This window comes from Synechococcus sp. H70.1 (assembly GCF_047502705.1).
Taxonomy (GTDB): domain Bacteria; phylum Cyanobacteriota; class Cyanobacteriia; order Thermostichales; family Thermostichaceae; genus Thermostichus.
On record NZ_JANSIV010000076.1, the window covers coordinates 84,568 to 101,696 of the forward strand.

Sequence of the window (17,129 nt, forward strand, 5' to 3'; positions counted from 1 at the left end):
TGAGCGAGGAGCTAGGGCTTATCCTGGAAAGGTGACGAAGAATCCACCAATGAGCCTGCTTCACCAGAACCAGTCAGTTGAAGTTATACTCAATCGCTTCTTTGTCAAGGAGCTAGCTCAGGAAGACCTCACCTTTTATGAGTACGCCTGTAGGCCAAACCCACTTCCGGAGCCAGGAGAAGAGCAGAAAGCTATTGCTAAGGTTTGCAATCGGCTGGGTGTAATAGCCGTTCGTTTGGGGAGTCGCATTATCACACGGGAAAGAGTCTCGCCCAGCCAGCTCAAAACAACAGAATGGGAGTTAGAAGAGTGTGGGCTTAGGGTTCTAACCTGTGCCAATGCTCAAGAAAGAAGCGCCCTCGAAAGCTTTGAGCGCAAGAGGATAGAGTCGCGCCTTAGATCTCTGTACACCAAAACTGCAGTTGAATTGATAGGAGGAGGCCTGCTCTGGTGGATCACTGCTCAGGAAGGGGTAGAACTTTCCGGAGATGGCTGGGAAATCCACAGAGGGAGAGCGATAGATGTTGCTGTCGAACCAGATGGAAAGCTTTACTTAGAAGTCGATATTCATCACCGCCTCTACACGCCGTGGACTTTGCATGAATGGCTGGAAAACTATCCAGATATCCCAATCAAGTGGGTTCGGAATACATACGGTAAACGCGAGATCTGGGAGTATCTGGGTATTCTTTCCAATCAGTTGCCGTGGGAGATTCGGTTGCCAGAACTGAACATGAGTCTGGCAGAGTACCATTTACAGAAGTACAATGCACCTAGAGAGGAAGTGGAAAGCTCTTGGGTAGTCGAAGTAGCTTCAAAGCAAAAGCGTTTGCCCCATCTGTCTCGAAGGCTATCGCCTGTTTTAACCTTGGAAATGCTGGCCAGTCTAGAAGGTAACAAAGGTTCTAGCAGCAAAGTTATCGACCGTGTTATCAAGCATGTTAGAAAAAGCCTAGAGAAACGATTGCAAGAGTCTGAAAAGACTGCAAAGTCTCTTATAGAGAATGTCTACAACCCTCCCAAGCTGGAAGTTGAGCCCTTCAAGGCCAAGGGCTACATCCTGCCCAAGCCAAAGCTATTGGGATCGGGTCGCAAGCAAGTTCAAAATCCTGCTCGGGTTAGGTATCACGGATGTGCAAAAGTAGGCGAGACTAAGTTTGGATGCCTAAACCTCTCCGACGACAGGCAAGAGTATCCCAGCGAAGTGCGCAAGTGCTTGCTTGAGGTAGCCCAAAAAAGCGGAGTAGAAGTTGAACTGGGCTTCTATGCCACTCAGCAAGACTTGCCTGAAGGCGATCTTGCCCGAAAAAGATTCTGGCAACACTGGGCTGAGCAAGGGATCAAAACTGTTTTGGTTGTCATGCCCTGGTCGCCCAATGAGCGCAAGCAAAAGATCCGCATGGAGGCCCTTGAAGCGGGGATAGCGACTCAGTTTATGATCCCTGGCGCTGATCCCTACAAAGCCCTAAACGTCGTCCTAGGGCTTCTGTGTAAGGCAGCATGGCAGCCGGTACTCCTGGAACCCCTCGACCATCCTGAACGCCCTGAGCTAATCATTGGCTTTGATGTGGGCACTAATCGGCAGCTATACTACGGAGCCTCTGCTTTTGCTGTGCTGGCCGATGGGCAGAGCTTAGGTTGGGAGCTGCCTGCTGTGCAGAGAGGAGAAACCTTCTCCGGGGACGCAATTTATCAAACTGTGTCCAAACTTGTCAATAAGTTTCATGACAAGCTTCGTCGCTATCCCAGCAAGGTTCTCTTGATGAGGGATGGTTTAGTTCAAGGAGGCGAATTTAGTAGAACAATTGAGGAGCTAGAAAAAGAAAAGATTGCTGTGGATATTGTTGGCATACGCAAAAGCGGTACAGGAAGAGTGGGGGTAGAAGAAGGAAAAGGTAAGTACAAAGACGCCAAAATAGGCACCGTTGTTTTCGACTACTCGCGAAAGTCATTTACTCTGGTAACAAGCGAGCCCATTAGCAGAAAAGGCGCAGGCTCTATTGGCAGCGCAAGGCCCCTGCGAGTTGTCCACGAATATGGCAGTACGCCTTTGGAGGTCTTGGCTCTACAGACTTATCACCTTTCTCAACTTCATCCTGCCAGTGGATTCCAAGCCTGCAGGCTTCCCTGGGTACTCCATTTTGCTGACAAAAGCGGCAAGGAGTTCCAGCGCCTTGGCAGCAACATCTTCAATGTCCTGCAAAGCATAGATCGCCAGAAGTTAATTGCCGTCTAGCTTGGCCCTGCTAGGATAGGGAAGGGTTTGGCATGTTGGCTATGTTCACCAACAACGAGGTCTGGAAGGCCTTTTTGAGCAACCCCGTTGTCTTCTGCGGGGGCTTCCTGAGCGGCCTGCTGGGCTTGGATATCAAGCAAGATCCGCTGCGCAGTTGGCTGGAGTCCCAGGGCTTGAGGGTGGAGGATTCACCCGCCCCCACCCAAGGCCCCCAGTCTATTTCCATCGAGTAGGCGTCCGGGCAGGAGGGATCCCTGCTGGGGAGCCTCTCAATTTAGCAGGGCAAGCCGAGGTAAGCTAATGTCGCCCAGACAGTCCAAACTGAGAGGGTGGCGACGGCGGGGATCCCGCGGGGGCTATCTCGTCGGGGTGGTGTTCCTGCTAACGGGGCTGGTTGCCCTACAGGCGGCAGATCCGGCCTTGGCCCAGTCGGATCCCGCTTCTTCCCCAAGCGCCGAGCTGGATCCCCAAGTTTGGCTAGGGCGCTACAACGCTGCCCTGAAGCAGTTGCCGCCTCTGCCCAACTTGCAGTACCGCCAGCAGGTGCGGGTGGAGGGATCCCAAACTTTCACAGCCACCCTGGATGTGCTCCGCCGCCGTGATGGCAGTTGGCAGGCGTGGGTAGCCGAAGGGGATCGCATTCGCCTGTTGGATTCGCGGCAACTGGAGGTGGTGAACCAATCGGACCTGCTCAAGCTGTATTCGGTGTACGTGAGCCGGCCCGAAGCGCTCCTGCCCTCGGTAAGTTTTGAGCTAGAGGCTGATCCCAGCCGCTACCGCGTCGTCTCCTCAGAACGGGCGGATCTGGCGGGATCCCCTGTCCAGCACTTGCGCCTAGAGCCCCTGCAGGAGGGCCAGCTGCGGGAGCTGTGGCTGGAGCCGGAGTCAGGGCTGCCGCGGCAGGTGCTCTTGTTTTTGTCAGGGGTGTGGGGGCAGGCCTATGTCCTCATGGGGTTTACGGCAGTGCCTGCTCCCCAGGGAGGCACCCGTTACTGGCTGCCGGAGAGCAGCCGCATCAATGTGGGCTATGGGTTTTGGACGCTGGAGGGCCTGACCCGCCGCGTGTTCAGGGGATCCCTTGCCATCCGGCACGACTACCAGGACTATCGCCTTCTGCCGGAGGGGGTGCAGTTGCGCTTTTTGCCCTCCCAGCCGCCGCTGGATGCACCGCCAGTGGTGGCCGGCCTGCCGGGGAGCAGTCCCCAACTGGAGCTGGGAGAGGTCCAGGTTTTGGGAGTGGACGAGCAGGGAAATCAGCAATTTAGCATTGGCCTGGGCAGACGCACCGCCGCAGAGACCCCCTTGGAAGACCGCATCGCCGCCTTTAACCTCACCCGACCGGCCAGCCGCAATGCCCTCACCCAGATTGATATCTTGGCCTTTTTGCCTCTGGGCGACGGCCAGTTGCCCATCTATCTCTTTCAGTTCGACACCGGTCGCCCTCTCTCGCCCCTGCAAGGGGTGGAGCGCCCGCGGGTAGATCCCAGCGGGGTTTTTGATCCCAGGCCGCCAGCCATCAAACTCTTTGGAGACTAGGTGGCTCTCCCCAAGCCATGGAAAAAGCCCGGTTGGGAAGGGAAGTGGCAGCGGCGTAGAATAGGCCTGGGATCCAAAGGAGAAGCAAGGCGTGATCAAACCTTACTCTGCCCACTTGTTGACCCCTGACTTTCGCCTCAGCCTGGCAGTGTTGGTTTTGGCAGGGCCGCTATTTTGGCTTTCCTTTTGGGTAGGGCTGGCGATGGGTCTGTTTGGCCTGTTTTTGCTAGTGCAGACCTGTCTCATTGGGCTGGCCTTTACCCGCAGGGCCCTGCAAGTCTATAGCGGCTCCCAGCGCATTCGCGAGTTCCCCTACAGCGAGTGGCAGGATTGGCAGATTTTCTGGCGACCTGTCCCTGTTCTTTTTTTCTTCCGGGAAAGCCGAGGCATCCATTTTCTACCCATGCTCTTTAACCCCGTTGAGCTGCGGCTTTGCCTAGAGGAGCACGTAGGACATCTGCACGCCCAGAGATCCTCTTTTCGCGCGGCGGGCCGATGAGCGGTTCTAACGGCTGGATTTGGCAAGAAAAAGGGGGGTGGCGTTGGCTGCAGTGTCAGCTTTTAGCAGACTGGCCGCATGCCTTTGGCTGCCGGCGCCACTCTTTCTATCAACCGGCTGAACTGGCTGAGCAACTGCAGTTGATCCCCGAACGGGCGGCTTGGGGCCGCCAGGTTCACGGCTGCCAGTGGAGGTGGGCCGATACCCTCACCAGGATCCGGGCAGAGAAGACAGAAGGCGAGGTTCAGCGTCCTGCAACCGATGCCGTCATTGCCCGCTGCCCAGAAGACTCTGCCTGGGTTGGCACTGCCGACTGTGTGCCGATTTTGGTTGCCAGCCGCCAGTGGGTGGCAGCAGTTCACGCCGGCTGGAGGGGGACGGCCGCAGGCATCCTGCCTAAGGTGCTCCAGGTCTTTCTCCAGGGGGGGATCCCTGCGGAGGAGATCCGCATTGCCTTAGGGCCAGCCATTTCTGGACCAGCCTACCAGGTTTCCCAAGCAGTGGCTGACCAGGTGCTGCAGACGCTGCCTGCAGGGGTGGATCCACAGCTTGCCCTTTGGCCCGATCCCCTCCCTGGCAAAGTTCGCCTGGATCTGCGCTGGGTCAACTCTGCCCAGGCCCAAGCGCAAGGGATCCCGCCCGAGAACATTGCCATCAGTCCCCACTGCACCTTTGGCCAGCCCCAGGACTTCTTTTCCTATCGCCGCGAGGGATCCCTAGAAAAAGAGGGCCGTCGCTGCGTGCAGTGGTCGGGAATTGGGCTGCCGAAGGCGGCTTTGGGCAAGGGGCTGGCTGCCAAAGACAGCCCCTATAATTGCCTTCAACCCTCCACCACAGCAGGGATCCCGTGATGTACCGTGCTGCCTTTTGGGGACTGGCTTGGATGGCTTTGTCTCTATCGCTTGCCTGGGCCGGCGAAGCCTATGCCCAAACCTCTTTGACAGGCATCAACCGCGACAGCGTACGGCAACTTAACCTTGGGTCGGGACGGGGCTTGGCTCCGAGGCCGATGAAGGGTGCACCTCTAGAGGAAGGCCAGGATCCCACCGCTCCCTCAGCCCAGATGTGGGCGGAGTGGCACATCCGCACCAACGTCTGCCCTGGTCACCTCTCTACCGAAGAACTGGCGGAGCTGTTTCCTTTGGTAACCCAAGAGTTGGTGGAGGCGGTTTGCCAGGGGGGAAGTTAGCGGTATCGCCAAGGCAAGCGGTAAGGTATTTAAGGGAAGACCTGAGGTTGCGGCTGCATGGATTTTGAGAAGCTCTTGGAGGAATGGGTGGCGGCCTTTACCCAGGCGGCAGAGGCAAGCCTTGCTGCTTTTGAAGCTGCCCTGAGGGAGCTGGGAGAACACCTGGCCACACCCTTTGAGCAAACCCTTAGGCAGTGGGAAACCTTTTGGCGGCTGGAGCCCGAGCCGGAGGCCCCAGAGGAAGCGTTTAACCCTGCCGGGGGGCAGTCTTTTAGCACCAGCCGCTTTTTCATCAGCCCCTTGGGGTTTGGGGGCATAGTTGTCTATACCTATATCACTTCGCCACCTGGCTGGATTGGGGATCCCACCTGTCGCTACAACGCCCTTTCCCCGCAGCTGCGCTGTGCCGTCAACCCCTATGGTCCCTGCCAAGGCTGTCCCCACTACGAGCGGCGGGAGGAGAGCCCTCCGCGTTAGCTAGGCTGGGAGCTGTGGGTATGCAGGATAGCCGCCTTATTGTTGCCCTAGATACCTCCTCTCTCCAACAGGCTCTCGAGTGGGTGGAGCGCTTACCCCAGGTGCAGTGGTGGAAGGTGGGGCTGGAGCTGTTTACGGCGGTTGGTCCTCCAATCCTGCAAAGCCTTAAGGAGCAGGGCAAGCGCATTTTCTTGGATCTCAAGCTGCACGATATTCCCCACACGGTGGGGCGGACAGTTGAGGTGGTAGTCAAGCAGGGCGTGGATTTCCTCAGTGTCCATGCCGCCGGCGGCAGCGCCATGCTGCGCTCAGCCGCAGCTGCTGCCCAGGGCAGTTCCTGTCGCCTGTTGGCAGTTACCCTTTTAACCAGCCTTGGCCCTGACCAGGTGCGGCAGGAGCTGGGCATTGAGCGGGATCCCGGCGACTATGTGTTGCAGTTGGCCCAGCTGGCCATGGAGCAGGGCCTAACTGGGCTGGTCTGTTCCCCCCAAGAAGTAGGGCGGCTGCGCCAGGCGCTGGGGCAAGCAGTTCTGCTGGTAACTCCAGGGATCCGCCTCGGAGAGCCAGAGGTGGGAGACGACCAGCGGCGGGTCTGCACCCCGGCAGCAGCTCTGCGGGCAGGGGCAGACTATTTGGTGGTGGGTCGCCCCATCACGGCAGCTGCCGATCCCCTAGCCGCCTGGCAACGCTTCCAAGTGCTGGTGGAGACGGCTGGCTGAGGGGAGTGGAAGTGGGGGGAAGCAAGCGGGGGAAAAGAGCTGCTCAAGGAGGGCGGGGCGTAGGTTTAGCGGTGGTTTGGGGGTTGTCCAGCCTAGCTGCTGCGCCAGCCAGGGGAGCAGTCTGTGCCGCCGATCCCCAAAGTTGGGCCCAGGCGCTGACGGCGCAGTTGCCTTTGTTCCTCAATTTGGCCCTAAGCCGCTCCCGCTCCGAGTTTCAGGTGGTGTTGGTGGGCCAGCCGCAGGTGGAGTCTTTTGCTGCCGAGGAGTTGGCGGATAGCCCCTCTCCTCTTCAGGGCTTTCGCCTCTATTTCACTACGCTGGAGCGCCGCTTGGTTCTGCCCCAGCAGCCACCACGGCAGGACAACCCTCTGGCGGGGCGGCGCAGCGAAACCCTGCAACTGGCCTATGAGGCCTATGTGTTGCGGGCTAGACCAGGGGATCCCTGGCAGCTGGTGCGCCTACAAGTAACTGGAGCCGGGATGCCCATCCGCGATGTTACCCACGGGCTTACGGCCCAAGCCATCCGCCGTTGGCAGCAGTCTGGGTGTCCCTTAGCCGGCGATCTAGAGTTGACTAGATCCTCTTCTCCGTGAGGTTTCCTCCTGCCATGCCTCCTCAGGGCAAACGGCTGCTCCGTCCTGCTCCCACGGCAGGCAATCGTCGGCGCCGGCATCCGGCCAATTGGAGTTGGATGGGCCCCTGCTTACTGTGCGGGGGAATAGGACTGCTTTTGGGGCAGCGGCTTCGCCTTTTAGAAGGGCCAGTTCAGGCAGTGTGGTGGCGCGTTTTGCCTGCCAGTAACTCTGAGGGATCCCCTGCTCCTCCAGAACTTCCTCTCTACCACTGGCTGGCAGACGGACTTTTGCCTTGGCTGCTGCAAAAAATCGGGATCCCGCGGCAGGAACTGCTGGCAACCGTGTCGGCCCTGGCCTGTCTGGCTATCCTGCTGTGGTGTTGGAGGTGGGGTAATTTCTGGAGCGCTGGCCTGTGGGGGCTTAGCCCCTGGGTGCTGACCCAGGGGTTGGAGCCAAGTAGCGAGATTTTGGCCCTGCTGGTCCTCCTAGGCAGCAGCGGCATTAGGCCGGGATCCCGCCTGCGCTGGGAGGGGCTGGCGCTGGCCTGTGCTCTAAGCTACCGCGTTTGGCCCTTGGCCTTGCTCTGGGCGGCGCTGTGGAGTAGCCAGGAGCGGACGCAGCGGCGATGGCGGGGGCCAACCTTGCTGCTGTTGGTGATGGGCCTCTCCTGGCTTGGGCAAGTCGAGCGGCTTGCCGCTGGCTTCCCGGGATCAGAAACCCTCTCTACTGCTGCGCTCACCAGCCCGACTGGCCTACCTGCTCTGGCTACCTTGATGTTGCCCCTGGGGCTGGCCTTGGTGCGGCTGGGCTGGCCCTGGGAAGAACGCCAACAAGCTTTGCTCAGCCTGGCCGGCTTGGGTCACGTCCTCTGGATGGGCCTGCTGGCGGCTTGGCTTTGGGAGGTGGGGGATCTGCCGCTGTACCTCTTGCAACAAAGCGCCCGCTGGGGCCTAGTGGCCCTGCCCTTCCTCTGCCTGAGCGCTGGCGGTGTCTTGGCGGAAATTCCCTATGGGGGCTGGCGGCGGCTGTTGGGATCCCTGCTTTTGGTTAGTTCGTTCCTGTTATCGTGGCAAGCCCTGACCTAGGGCTGGCTTGCTCTCCCCTCGGCCCCTATCAAGGACCTTTTCTGTCTAGCTGGCCTAGGCAACTAGAGCGCTGAGGGGCTGCGCGAGGTGGTGCTTCAAGTTGGGTCCCTAGCCCCTTGCCCTAGCGCTTCCAGGGGGATCCCTTTTGTCAAGAAAAGGACTACAGTTAAGGTCAATGCGGCTCAGGTGTCCAAAGACGCCGCCCCGCTGAGGCAAAGAGGAGAACAAAAAGAGATTATGACGGTGCGGGTGCCCCTCGACTATTACCGAATCTTGATGCTGTCGCCACGGGCCGACGAGCATCAGGTCGAACAGGCTTACCAGGAGCGCCGCGAGCTCAAGTCAAGCGAACATTCTTGGCTGCTGGGGTTCTCACCGCAGGCTTTGGAGGCTCGGGCCCAGCTGATTCAGGAGGCTGCCTCCGTCCTGCTCAACCCCGAGGCCCGGCGTAGCTACGATGAGCACCTGAACCTAGCGCATCCCACCCTAACGGTGGACGAGGCCCTTCTGCCGGGAGTGCTGTGCCTGGGCTGTGAAGCTGGAGAGTACCCAGCGGTTTTAAGCTTGGCTCAGCAAATGCTCGAGCAAGGCCACCCCGCCCGTTCCGATGCCATTTTAGGGCGGGCGGTGGCCCGTTTGGAGCTGGGCCGGGAGGCCTGGCGACAGGGAGCCTACGAGGAAGCAGCGCATTCTTTGCAGACAGGCTTGGCAGAACTGGAGGAATGTCGGGCCTTTCCCCAGCTGCAGGCAGAGCTCCGCATCGATCTGGGCAAGCTGCGCCCCTACCGCATTTTGCAGCTCCTTGACCCCAATGCTTCTGCTTCAGCCCCAACGGGCAAAGGAGCGCTTGCAGATCCTGCCTTGGCACGGCAGCAGGGGCTGGCCCTTCTCAAAGCCATGCTTGACGAGCGGGGTGGCATCGAGGGAAGTGGACAGGATGGCTCCGGCCTGAGTACGGAAGATTTCTTACGCTTCATCCAGCGAGTGCGCCGCTACCTCACCCTGCAAGAACAGCAGGAGCTATTTGAGCAAGAGGCAGAGCGCCCCTCCTTGGTAGCGTCCTACCTAGCTGCGCAGGTGCTGCTGACCGCAGGCTACTTGGAGAAACGGCCAGCCTTAGTGCGGCGGGCGCGCGGCTACCTGGTCCGCCTAGCCCAGCGGCAAGATGTGCACCTGGAGCAAGCTATCTGCAGCTTGTTGTTAGGGCAAACTGAGGAAGCCCTTAGCCATCTGCGCGCCAGTCAGGAAACCGAAGCCCTTCAGTTTATTGAGGAGCACTCCACTGGATCCCCTGATCTGTTGCCGGGCCTCTGTCGCTTTACGGAAAAGTGGTTCCAGGAGGAGGTATTCCCGGAGTTTTACGCCCTGAACACTACCCAGGCCAGCCTCAAAGCCTACTTTGACAACCCTCAGGTGCAGGCTTACCTAGAGGAGATGCCCAGCCGCGAGAGCTTGCCAGCGGGTCGGTTGTCTCCACCTCCTGCTCTCCCTCTGTCCCAAGTGCCTGCTGCCGGGGGTGCTAAGGTTCAGGAATGGCTTCCCCCACCTGCTCCCTTCCAGCAGGGAGATTTCCCCAAGCCGTCGCGCCTGTCCGAGGGATCTACCCGCTGGGGGAGTGAGGAGGCAGCCAGTTCTCTCCTTGCAGAAGGGAGCCTTCAGATCCACAAGAGGGGGTTGCAGGAGGGGGAGCGTTACCACCGCAGCCACTTGGGTTCAAGACGCAGCCGGACTGAGGATCCTGCCCCTTTCCTCAACCTCCGCTTGGCGGCCGTGGCTGGTGGGGTCATCCTTTCCCTCTTCGTCATCTGGCAGATGCTGCGCGGCCTGTTCACTCCCCCGCCGCCCCTGGAACAGCCCCAGGTACAACTGGAGCAGCCACCGGTTGCCATCGACAATCCGGGCCAGCCGGAACCCACGCCTGAGCCTGAATTGACCGGCCCTCTAGCCGAGTGGCGGGGTGTGCAACAGGTGCGGGTGATTGCCAAGGAGGGCATTAACATTCGCCAGCAGCCTAGCCTAACCGGGGCTATTGTTGGGGCCGCCCCGCGCCAAGCTCTGCTGCGGGTGGTAGAGGTGCAGGCTGGCGAAGGACAGGTGCCTGTCTGGTTGCGCATCGAGCGAGAGGGGGCACCAGGAGGGTGGATTGCTGCTCAATCCGGCTCAACTCGCTTGGTAGAGCGACTCTAACTTTTCTGCTATTGGCCTTGCCCCGCTTGTTTCCCGCTTTCCTGTGGTGGATATTCTACGCAATGCCCCGCTGGGGATCTACTTGGAAGAGCCGCGCACCTGGCTGCACCGTCTTGATCCACGCGTGAAGTTGGCTTGGTTGCTTAGCTTTCTCCTCAGCCCAATTTTGGCCAGCAATGGCTGGCGCCTGGCCGTTGTGGCAGTTCTCCTGCTCTTGACGGTAGCAGCCCGTCTGCCGCGCCGGGTCTGGTCGGGCCAGCTCTCGCTGGTGTTGGCCCTTAGCCTGCTGGCTTTTGGGATCACCAGCTTCGCCCCCGATGGCTTAGGGGTCTTCCCTCAGCCCCAGCGGCAGGACGCGCAAGTGGTAGGCTACGGGCTCCTCGCCAGCCCTGCCCTGGAGGGGGGGGAGAGGGCAGCAGCCAAACGGGCCTGGCAGCGCCAAACCCGTGCCTGGTCAACTGCCTACCGTTACCGCTTGCTGCAGGTTACCCTGCTGGGGCGAACTTTTCAAGTCTCGCGGCGTTCCCTCTCCGTGGCCCTGCGGCTGGGTACCCTCATCTTTACCCTGCTCTATGCCACCAATTTGTTCTTGCTGACCACTGCCCCCGAGGAGATTACGGCAGGGATCGGCCAACTGTTACAGCCTTTAAAGCGCTGGGGCTGGCCGGTTGCGGAGGTGATTCTCACCCTTACCTTGGCCCTCCGCTTTCTGCCGCTGGTGATGGAGGAAGTCCAGAACTTGGTGCGGGCGGTGCGCACTCGCGATGTGCGCTGGCGATCCCTCAGCTTCCGGGGCGGGATCCAAACCCTGCTGGCCCTGGTGGAGCGCTTTTTTGAAAACCTGCTCCTGCGGGCGGAGGAGATGGCGGCGGCTATGCAAGCTCGCGGGCTAACTGGTCCCGACCATCCTCTGCGCTGGCACCGCCTGCAGCTCCAGTGGCTGGATTGTGCAGCGCTGGCCCTCCTGCCTTTCTTCTGGCTGCTGAGAGCTTTGTCACCCTAAGAAGTGGCGCTAGGAAGGGGGGTGGAGCTCCCCGCTAGCCATTGGCAGGAACAGCTGGGAAACAGAGCGCCCATCGGAGGACACGTAGAAGGAGAGCTGCCCCCCTAGCCTCTGCACTATCCGCTGGCAGAGGCTCAGCTCCAAGCCGGGGCTGACCGAAAGCGGTGATTGGAACAAGGGATCCGCGTAGATAACCTGCTGGGGATCCCCTTGCAGGGCTGCCAGCAGGTAGGGATCAAAGTGGCCCTGATCCACCACCAGCAGCTCTGCATAGCCCTCTGTGGCTTGGCCCCACAGATCCAGCCGGCCTCCTTCCGGGCTGCGCAAGGCAGCAGCCAGCAGCACCTCCCAGAGGATCATCTCCAATCGTCCGGCATCGCCTTGAATGGTGAGGCTCAGCTCCCCGTGGGCGCGTAGCCACAGCTTGCGTTTTTGGGTCAGGCCCTCCACTCGGCGCAAGCTTTTGCGCACCAAGGTAGCCAAAGACAGCGACTGGAACTGCGGCTGCACCTGCCAGGTTTCTGCCTGCAACAATGGACTGGTAGAGCCGGCCAGCTCCTGCAGTCCTCTGGCAATTTCCACTACCTTTTGCCAGCGGCTGGCCTCCTCTCCCGGGATGTCCGGCACCTGGCCAAGGCGGCGCAGGCCGTCCAGCAGGGTATTTTGCATATCCAGCAGGCGGCGGTGCTTGTACCAGTTCAACTCGCTGAGCACCTCCTGCCGCTCCTGCAAAGTTTGCACCCAAAGCAGGCGCCGCAGCGTCCAGCCACAGGTTTGGGCAATTAACGTCACAGCCGCCTGCTCCTCCGCCTCCCAGACTCTGTCCGCCTCTGCTCCCAGGATCAAAACCCCTAGGGGCTCCGGCAGCGAGGGATCCGTCTCCCCCAAGGGCACCAGCAGCCAGGAGCCCAGGCCCGCGGAATTGAGCCAGGCGCGGCTGGCAGCCGGGATCTGTTCCTGGGCAAGCTGGAGGGGCCCTCTTGCCCGCAGCGCAGCAGCCAGCAAGGGATCCTGCCGAGTGATCTCCGTGGGGCCGCTGGGGCAGAACTCAGGGGCGGCGGCAAAGGGCGGCTGCAAGCAGGCCCGGCTCTCCCCCGGCTGCCAACTGACCACCAGCGCCAAAGGGATCCGGAGGAGCTGGGCCGCCTGTTGGGCGGTGGTGGCGTAGAGAGCAGCAGGGGTTGCCAGGTTTTGCAAAGTTAGGCAAGCAGTAATCAGGGTGCTGAGCAAGTGCTCTTGCCGTTCCTGCCGTTGCTGAGAGCGAAGTTGTTGCAGGAGCAATCCCACTTGTTGGGCAGTCCCGCGCAGCAGTTGCCGTTCTTCTCGGCTCCAAGCCCTTGGCCGCGGGTGGAGTACTAGGATCAGCCCTTCGGGGGTGGCAGTGCCGCTGCTGCCGGTATGAGTTAGCAGGAGGGAGCGCACCCCCAAAGGGGCCAGGTCTTGCCGCCAGGAGAGGAGGCGCAGATCCTGGTCGTAGTTTTCCGCCACCACCACGTCGCTGCGCAGCAGCTCCTGCCAGTCTTGCTCACTCAGCGGGCTAAGCTGCGGCGGCAGAGCCTGCTTGCCCTCGCGGCGGTACTCGGAGAAGAGGCGGGGGCTTGGCCTATCGGGATCTACCGTCAGGAGGGCCACCGCACCGGCTTGCAGACGCTGGCCCAGGCCAACCACCGCTTGCTGGAGAGCCTGCGGCAGCTCCGCCGGATTGTGAAGCGAACGGCCCACCTGCTGCACAAACTCCCCGTCGTCGGCCAACTGGCGAATGCGGCGATCCAGATTTTCCAGGGGGGCGGCTAAGGCCAGCCCCTGGGCAGCAGCAGCCACCAACTGGCGCTCGGGGGCTTGCCAGGTGCGGGGCACCTCCGATTGCACCCAGATAAACCCCAGCAAATCCTTTTGCAGGAGGATGGGGGCTGCCAGGGCGGCTTGGGCTCGCCACTGCTGCATTAGCTTGAGAGGGATCTCGGAGCGGGTTGTCCCCAGGCCGCCCACCACCACCTGGCCTGCGGCAAGGGTGTAGTACATGTTTCCCAACTCCCGCAGCGCAAGGCCGCCCTCTCCAGTCGGGATCCCCCCAGCTTTGGTCCCTTTGGCAGGGGGGGTGGGCCTAGAGGCACTTCCATGGGGAACGAAGCACCCCTGGCTGTGCTCGTGCCAGTACACCTGGATGTGAACAGCGCCTAGGCAAGACTGCAGCTCCTGCCTAACCAGGCTGACCCGCTCTTGCAGGGATCCTGCCTGACTCATCGCCGCCCCCAACTTCAGGAGCGACTCTTGCACGCGCTTTTCAGCCTGGAGTTTCCAGGCGTTTTCCAGCTCCTGCAAAGAGGCGGCCAACTGCCCCAGCACAATCCCCAGCAGCGCCTTTTCCTCCTCGTGGATAGTAACGCCCCACAGTTGGGATCCCAGCATCAGGATCCCTAGGCAGCGCCGCCGCCCTACTGCTGAGAAGGGGTAGATGAAGCAGCCTTGGATCCCGCCCAGGCGCTTGGCTTCCTGCTGCCAACGGCCCATGCGCGGCTCCTGGGAGAGATCGGCCACACTGATGGGCCGCTGTTCGATCACCACCTGCTCCAGGATCTCCCCCGGCTGCAGGGGATACAGAGCTCGCAAGAGCGCTTGATCCTCTTCCCGCAGGGTTACCCCCCCTTGGCCCACCAACTGGTGATTGGCATAGTCGTAGAGGGCTAGCCAAATGAGCGGCGCCCCAAACACCGCCTTAACATACTCCAGCGTGAGCTGAATCAAGGCATTGGCATCCCTCTGCTCCCGCATCCGCTGCAGGGTTACCTGCAGGGTAACTAGGGGGGAGATTGCCCCAGCTCCAGTTGAGGAGTAGGGGGAAGCAGGTTGAACCATGGCCCGACTTTGGTGATGCAGATTTTTGCCGCAGCTTCCGCTTGGCTCACCTTAGCCATGCCGTTGCTTGGGCGCCAACCCCTTTCCCCTGCAAGAGTAAAAGGGGGAGCCGCTAAAACGGAGGCTGCTAGAGAGCCTAGCGCCTTTTTAGGAAAGGGGAGCCGGGATCCCGCGCAATTTGGCCGTGTTGGTTACCATGCTCTGCACAAAGCGCTGCAAGCGCTGGCGTAGGTTTTCGTCTTTGAGGTTGCCCTGCTCATCGAAGGCGCTCCAAGCCCGCCCAATGGCAATCTGCTCCGGGATCGCCCAGCCATGCACCCAGCGCACAATCAGGCGCATTTGGTTGAGGGTGTTGCTGTTGCTCTCGCCGCCCAAGACACTGATGAGTCCGAAGACCTTGCCCTCCAAATGCTCAAAGCTCAACAGATCCAGGGCATTCTTCAAGCTGCCGCTGATGCCGCCGTGGTACTCGGGGCTGGCCAGGATAATCCCATCGGCCTGCTTCATCGTGGCCCGCAGGACCTCCACATCGGGGTAGTCCGGGTAGGATTCAGAACCATCGGCAAAGGGCAACTTCATCTGCCGCAGATCGAGGAGGTGCAACGGGATCCCCAACTTCTCAAACTCGGCCCGCACCACCTCTAGCGTTCGATAGGTCAGGGAGTTAGGCCGTAGGCTGCCACCAATGGCCACGAAGCAAGCCGCGGAGGCTGCAGTCATGGTGGCTTGAGAAGCGACAGGCAGGGCTTTTAGAGTTGAGGAAGACATGGGTTGAGCTCCTGAGGAGAAATTAGTTGCGTTTCAAACAATCTTAACTCATACTAATTCCGCATTGGAGATTCTTGCTCCGGAGTGGGGATCTGGGGCCAGCGGATCACCTGCAACAGGTTGGAAAAATCATCTCGCCAGAGCGGATCTCCGGGTTGGGGCAGCAGGGGCTGCCAGCCCGGCGGGGCGGCAGGGTTTTTGGCCATCAGCACCCAGTGGGAGGGGGCCAGCCCCGCTTGTCGCTGGTCAGGGGAGAGATCCCGGTGGACCCGCTGCCAAGCCTGGAGCCGCAGGGATCCGGCCAGGCCAGCCAACACAGGGGCCAAGTCCAGGTGGCGGTTGGTGATGTTAAAAAGCAGCCAGCCCTGAGGCTTGAGCTTGCTGAGGTAGAGGGTTAACGCCTCCTGGGTGAGCAGATGCACCGGCACAGCGTCAGAGCTGAAGGCATCCATCACCAGCAGGTCATAGCTGCCCTCTGGGATCCCTTGCAGACGGAGGCGGGCATCGCCCAAGATCACCCGCACCTGCGCCCGCCGGCTGGTCCTATTGAGATAGGCAAAGTAGCGGCCTGCCCAGTCGGCCACGGTGGGATCCAGCTCAAAGAACGTCCACTCCTCTCCCGGCTCGGCATAGGCGGCCAAGGTGCCGATCCCCAGCCCCAACACCGCAACCTGGGCTGGAGAAGAGCGCGGCTGCGCCCGCCACTGCTGGAACACCTGACCCACCGGCCCCTGGCGGGAAAAATAGGTGAGCGGCTCCAGCGCTTTCTGGGGATCTAGGTTTTGGCTGCCGTGCAGGGTGGTGCCGTGGAGCAGGCTGCGGAAGGAGCCCGCCTCGGTGTGGTATTCCACAAGGCGGTGAAGGCCAAAGACACTGCGCTCGCTGGCTACCACCTGCAGCCCCGGCGGTAGCCAAGGCTGTCCCAGCAGCAAAACCAACCCCGTGGTTACTCCTAGGCGGTACCGCCATCCCCTCTTGCTTTCTCCCAACAGGGCCAGCAGTGCCCAGCCCAGGCCCAGGCCTACGGCTGCGCCAGCGTGAAGGAGCCCCTGGAGATGAAAGCGCAACAGCAATAGGGGCAGGAGCAACCCCAGCCCCAGCCCTAGGCCCAACCGTCCCCCCTGAGCTGCCAAGGCTGCCAGTGCTAGGCCCAAGAGAAGCGGATACTCCAGCACCGACTCAAACACCTGCGGCGCCAGCAAAGCGGCAAACAGCCCTCCTAAGCTCCCCCCCAAGGCCAGCCACAGGTAAAACTGCGTCAACTGCTGAGCCGGCGGGCGACAGCGAGCCAACTGGCTATGGCAGGCCCAGCTCACCAGGGCAAAAGCCCCTAGGTGCAGCGGCAACACCCAAAACCAAGGCCTCACCCAGCCCAAGACCTGTGCCCCCACTGCCCCACAGGCCAGCAGAGCCGTTGTCCCCAAAGCCAACTCGTTGGGGTGGAGGCCGCCGAAGGCCAGCATAAAGGTCACCAGATAAATGCTCAGGGGGAGAGCCCACAGCAAGGGCACCGCCGCCACCTCGGTGGTCAAGAGGGTGGTGACTGACACCAACAGACCCGCCGGCAAAAAGGCCCAGCCGGCCCAGCGGCAACCCTCCCGCCAGCAGAGGGGCCAGATCTCCGTCCTGCCGACGTCCCTGGGATCCCCTGGAGCAGGAGCGGGTCGTAGGAAAGCCACCCCCCGCCCTTGCAGGAGCAGCCCCACCCCACCCAGCAGCACCAGCGCCGCTACTAGGGCGTAGGCCCCCGTCCACAGGTGGGTTTGTCCTGACAAAGACAACCGTGGCTCCAAAAGCAGCGGATAGCCCAGAAGCCCCGCTAGGCTGCCAGCATTGCTGGCCACGTAGAGCTGGTAGGGATCCCTTTTCACCCCTCCCAGCGCCCGCTGCAGCAACGGCGTCGTCCCCGACAGAAGAACCAGCGGCACTCCCACCCTCGCCGTCTAGTCCGCCAAAAGTGCTAGGTAGGGTGAGGCCACTTCCAGTTGGCAAGGAATCC

General features: G+C 61.0%; 15 protein-coding genes. 12 read left to right on the plus strand and 3 right to left on the minus strand.

The genetic code is table 11. The annotated features are described in order from the left end of the window. Positions 1 to 49: 49 nt before the first annotated feature. From NW827_RS05780 to NW827_RS05835, 12 genes are all read left to right on the plus strand, one after another. Positions 50 to 2,236: an argonaute PAZ domain-containing protein gene (locus NW827_RS05780; RefSeq protein WP_414403342.1), complete on the plus strand. Its 2,187-nt coding sequence runs from the start codon at positions 50 to 52 to the stop codon at positions 2,234 to 2,236. A 32-nt stretch (positions 2,237 to 2,268) separates the two neighbouring features. Next, positions 2,269 to 2,469 carry a hypothetical protein gene (locus tag NW827_RS05785; protein WP_414361903.1) on the plus strand — a complete coding sequence of 67 codons (201 nt, stop codon included), beginning with the start codon at positions 2,269 to 2,271 and terminating at the stop codon, positions 2,467 to 2,469. Positions 2,470 to 2,536: 67 nt separating this feature from the next. Further along, the gene (locus NW827_RS05790; RefSeq protein WP_414503438.1) at positions 2,537 to 3,772 is read left to right on the plus strand and encodes a hypothetical protein; all 1,236 of its coding nucleotides are present in this window, start codon (positions 2,537 to 2,539) and stop codon (positions 3,770 to 3,772) included. A gap of 91 nt (positions 3,773 to 3,863) precedes the next feature. After that, the gene (locus NW827_RS05795) at positions 3,864 to 4,271 is read left to right on the plus strand and encodes a DUF3119 family protein (protein WP_414361899.1); all 408 of its coding nucleotides are present in this window, start codon (positions 3,864 to 3,866) and stop codon (positions 4,269 to 4,271) included. Then, positions 4,268 to 5,122 carry a peptidoglycan editing factor PgeF gene (gene pgeF / locus NW827_RS05800; RefSeq protein WP_414403344.1) on the plus strand — a complete coding sequence of 285 codons (855 nt, stop codon included), beginning with the start codon at positions 4,268 to 4,270 and terminating at the stop codon, positions 5,120 to 5,122. The genes NW827_RS05795 and pgeF overlap by 4 nt, the downstream gene beginning before the upstream one ends. After that, positions 5,122 to 5,460, plus strand: coding sequence for a hypothetical protein (locus tag NW827_RS05805; RefSeq protein WP_414361895.1), 339 nt, complete (start codon positions 5,122 to 5,124; stop codon positions 5,458 to 5,460). The genes pgeF and NW827_RS05805 overlap by 1 nt, the downstream gene beginning before the upstream one ends. Positions 5,461 to 5,517: 57 nt before the next feature. Beyond that, the gene (locus NW827_RS05810) at positions 5,518 to 5,937 is read left to right on the plus strand and encodes a DUF6464 family protein (protein WP_414361892.1); all 420 of its coding nucleotides are present in this window, start codon (positions 5,518 to 5,520) and stop codon (positions 5,935 to 5,937) included. 20 nt (positions 5,938 to 5,957) lie between these two features. After that, positions 5,958 to 6,656 carry an orotidine-5'-phosphate decarboxylase gene (pyrF, locus tag NW827_RS05815; RefSeq protein WP_414361890.1) on the plus strand — a complete coding sequence of 233 codons (699 nt, stop codon included), beginning with the start codon at positions 5,958 to 5,960 and terminating at the stop codon, positions 6,654 to 6,656. Between the two features lie 71 nt (positions 6,657 to 6,727). Further along, complete coding sequence (locus NW827_RS05820; RefSeq protein WP_414361888.1) at positions 6,728 to 7,249, plus strand: hypothetical protein; 522 nt, start codon at positions 6,728 to 6,730, stop codon at positions 7,247 to 7,249. Between the two features lie 179 nt (positions 7,250 to 7,428). Beyond that, the gene (locus NW827_RS05825) at positions 7,429 to 8,316 is read left to right on the plus strand and encodes a hypothetical protein (RefSeq protein WP_414503439.1); all 888 of its coding nucleotides are present in this window, start codon (positions 7,429 to 7,431) and stop codon (positions 8,314 to 8,316) included. Positions 8,317 to 8,553: 237 nt separating this feature from the next. After that, complete coding sequence (locus NW827_RS05830; RefSeq protein WP_414403346.1) at positions 8,554 to 10,503, plus strand: SH3 domain-containing protein; 1,950 nt, start codon at positions 8,554 to 8,556, stop codon at positions 10,501 to 10,503. A gap of 46 nt (positions 10,504 to 10,549) precedes the next feature. Continuing rightward, complete coding sequence (locus tag NW827_RS05835) at positions 10,550 to 11,506, plus strand: energy-coupling factor transporter transmembrane component T family protein (protein WP_414403371.1); 957 nt, start codon at positions 10,550 to 10,552, stop codon at positions 11,504 to 11,506. A 9-nt stretch (positions 11,507 to 11,515) separates the two neighbouring features. Here the strand turns inward: NW827_RS05835 and NW827_RS05840 are convergent, their stop codons facing one another. The 3 genes from NW827_RS05840 to NW827_RS05850 form a co-directional block, all read right to left on the minus strand. Next, a complete protein-coding gene (locus NW827_RS05840; protein ID WP_414503440.1) occupies positions 11,516 to 14,362 on the minus strand; it encodes a GAF domain-containing protein in 2,847 nt (948 codons plus the stop codon). Between the two features lie 147 nt (positions 14,363 to 14,509). Further along, positions 14,510 to 15,130, minus strand: coding sequence for an NADPH-dependent FMN reductase (locus NW827_RS05845; protein WP_414361879.1), 621 nt, complete (start codon positions 15,128 to 15,130; stop codon positions 14,510 to 14,512). Positions 15,131 to 15,183: 53 nt separating this feature from the next. After that, positions 15,184 to 17,058: a spermidine synthase gene (locus tag NW827_RS05850; RefSeq protein WP_414503441.1), complete on the minus strand. Its 1,875-nt coding sequence runs from the start codon at positions 17,056 to 17,058 to the stop codon at positions 15,184 to 15,186. Positions 17,059 to 17,129: the final 71 nt, after the last annotated feature.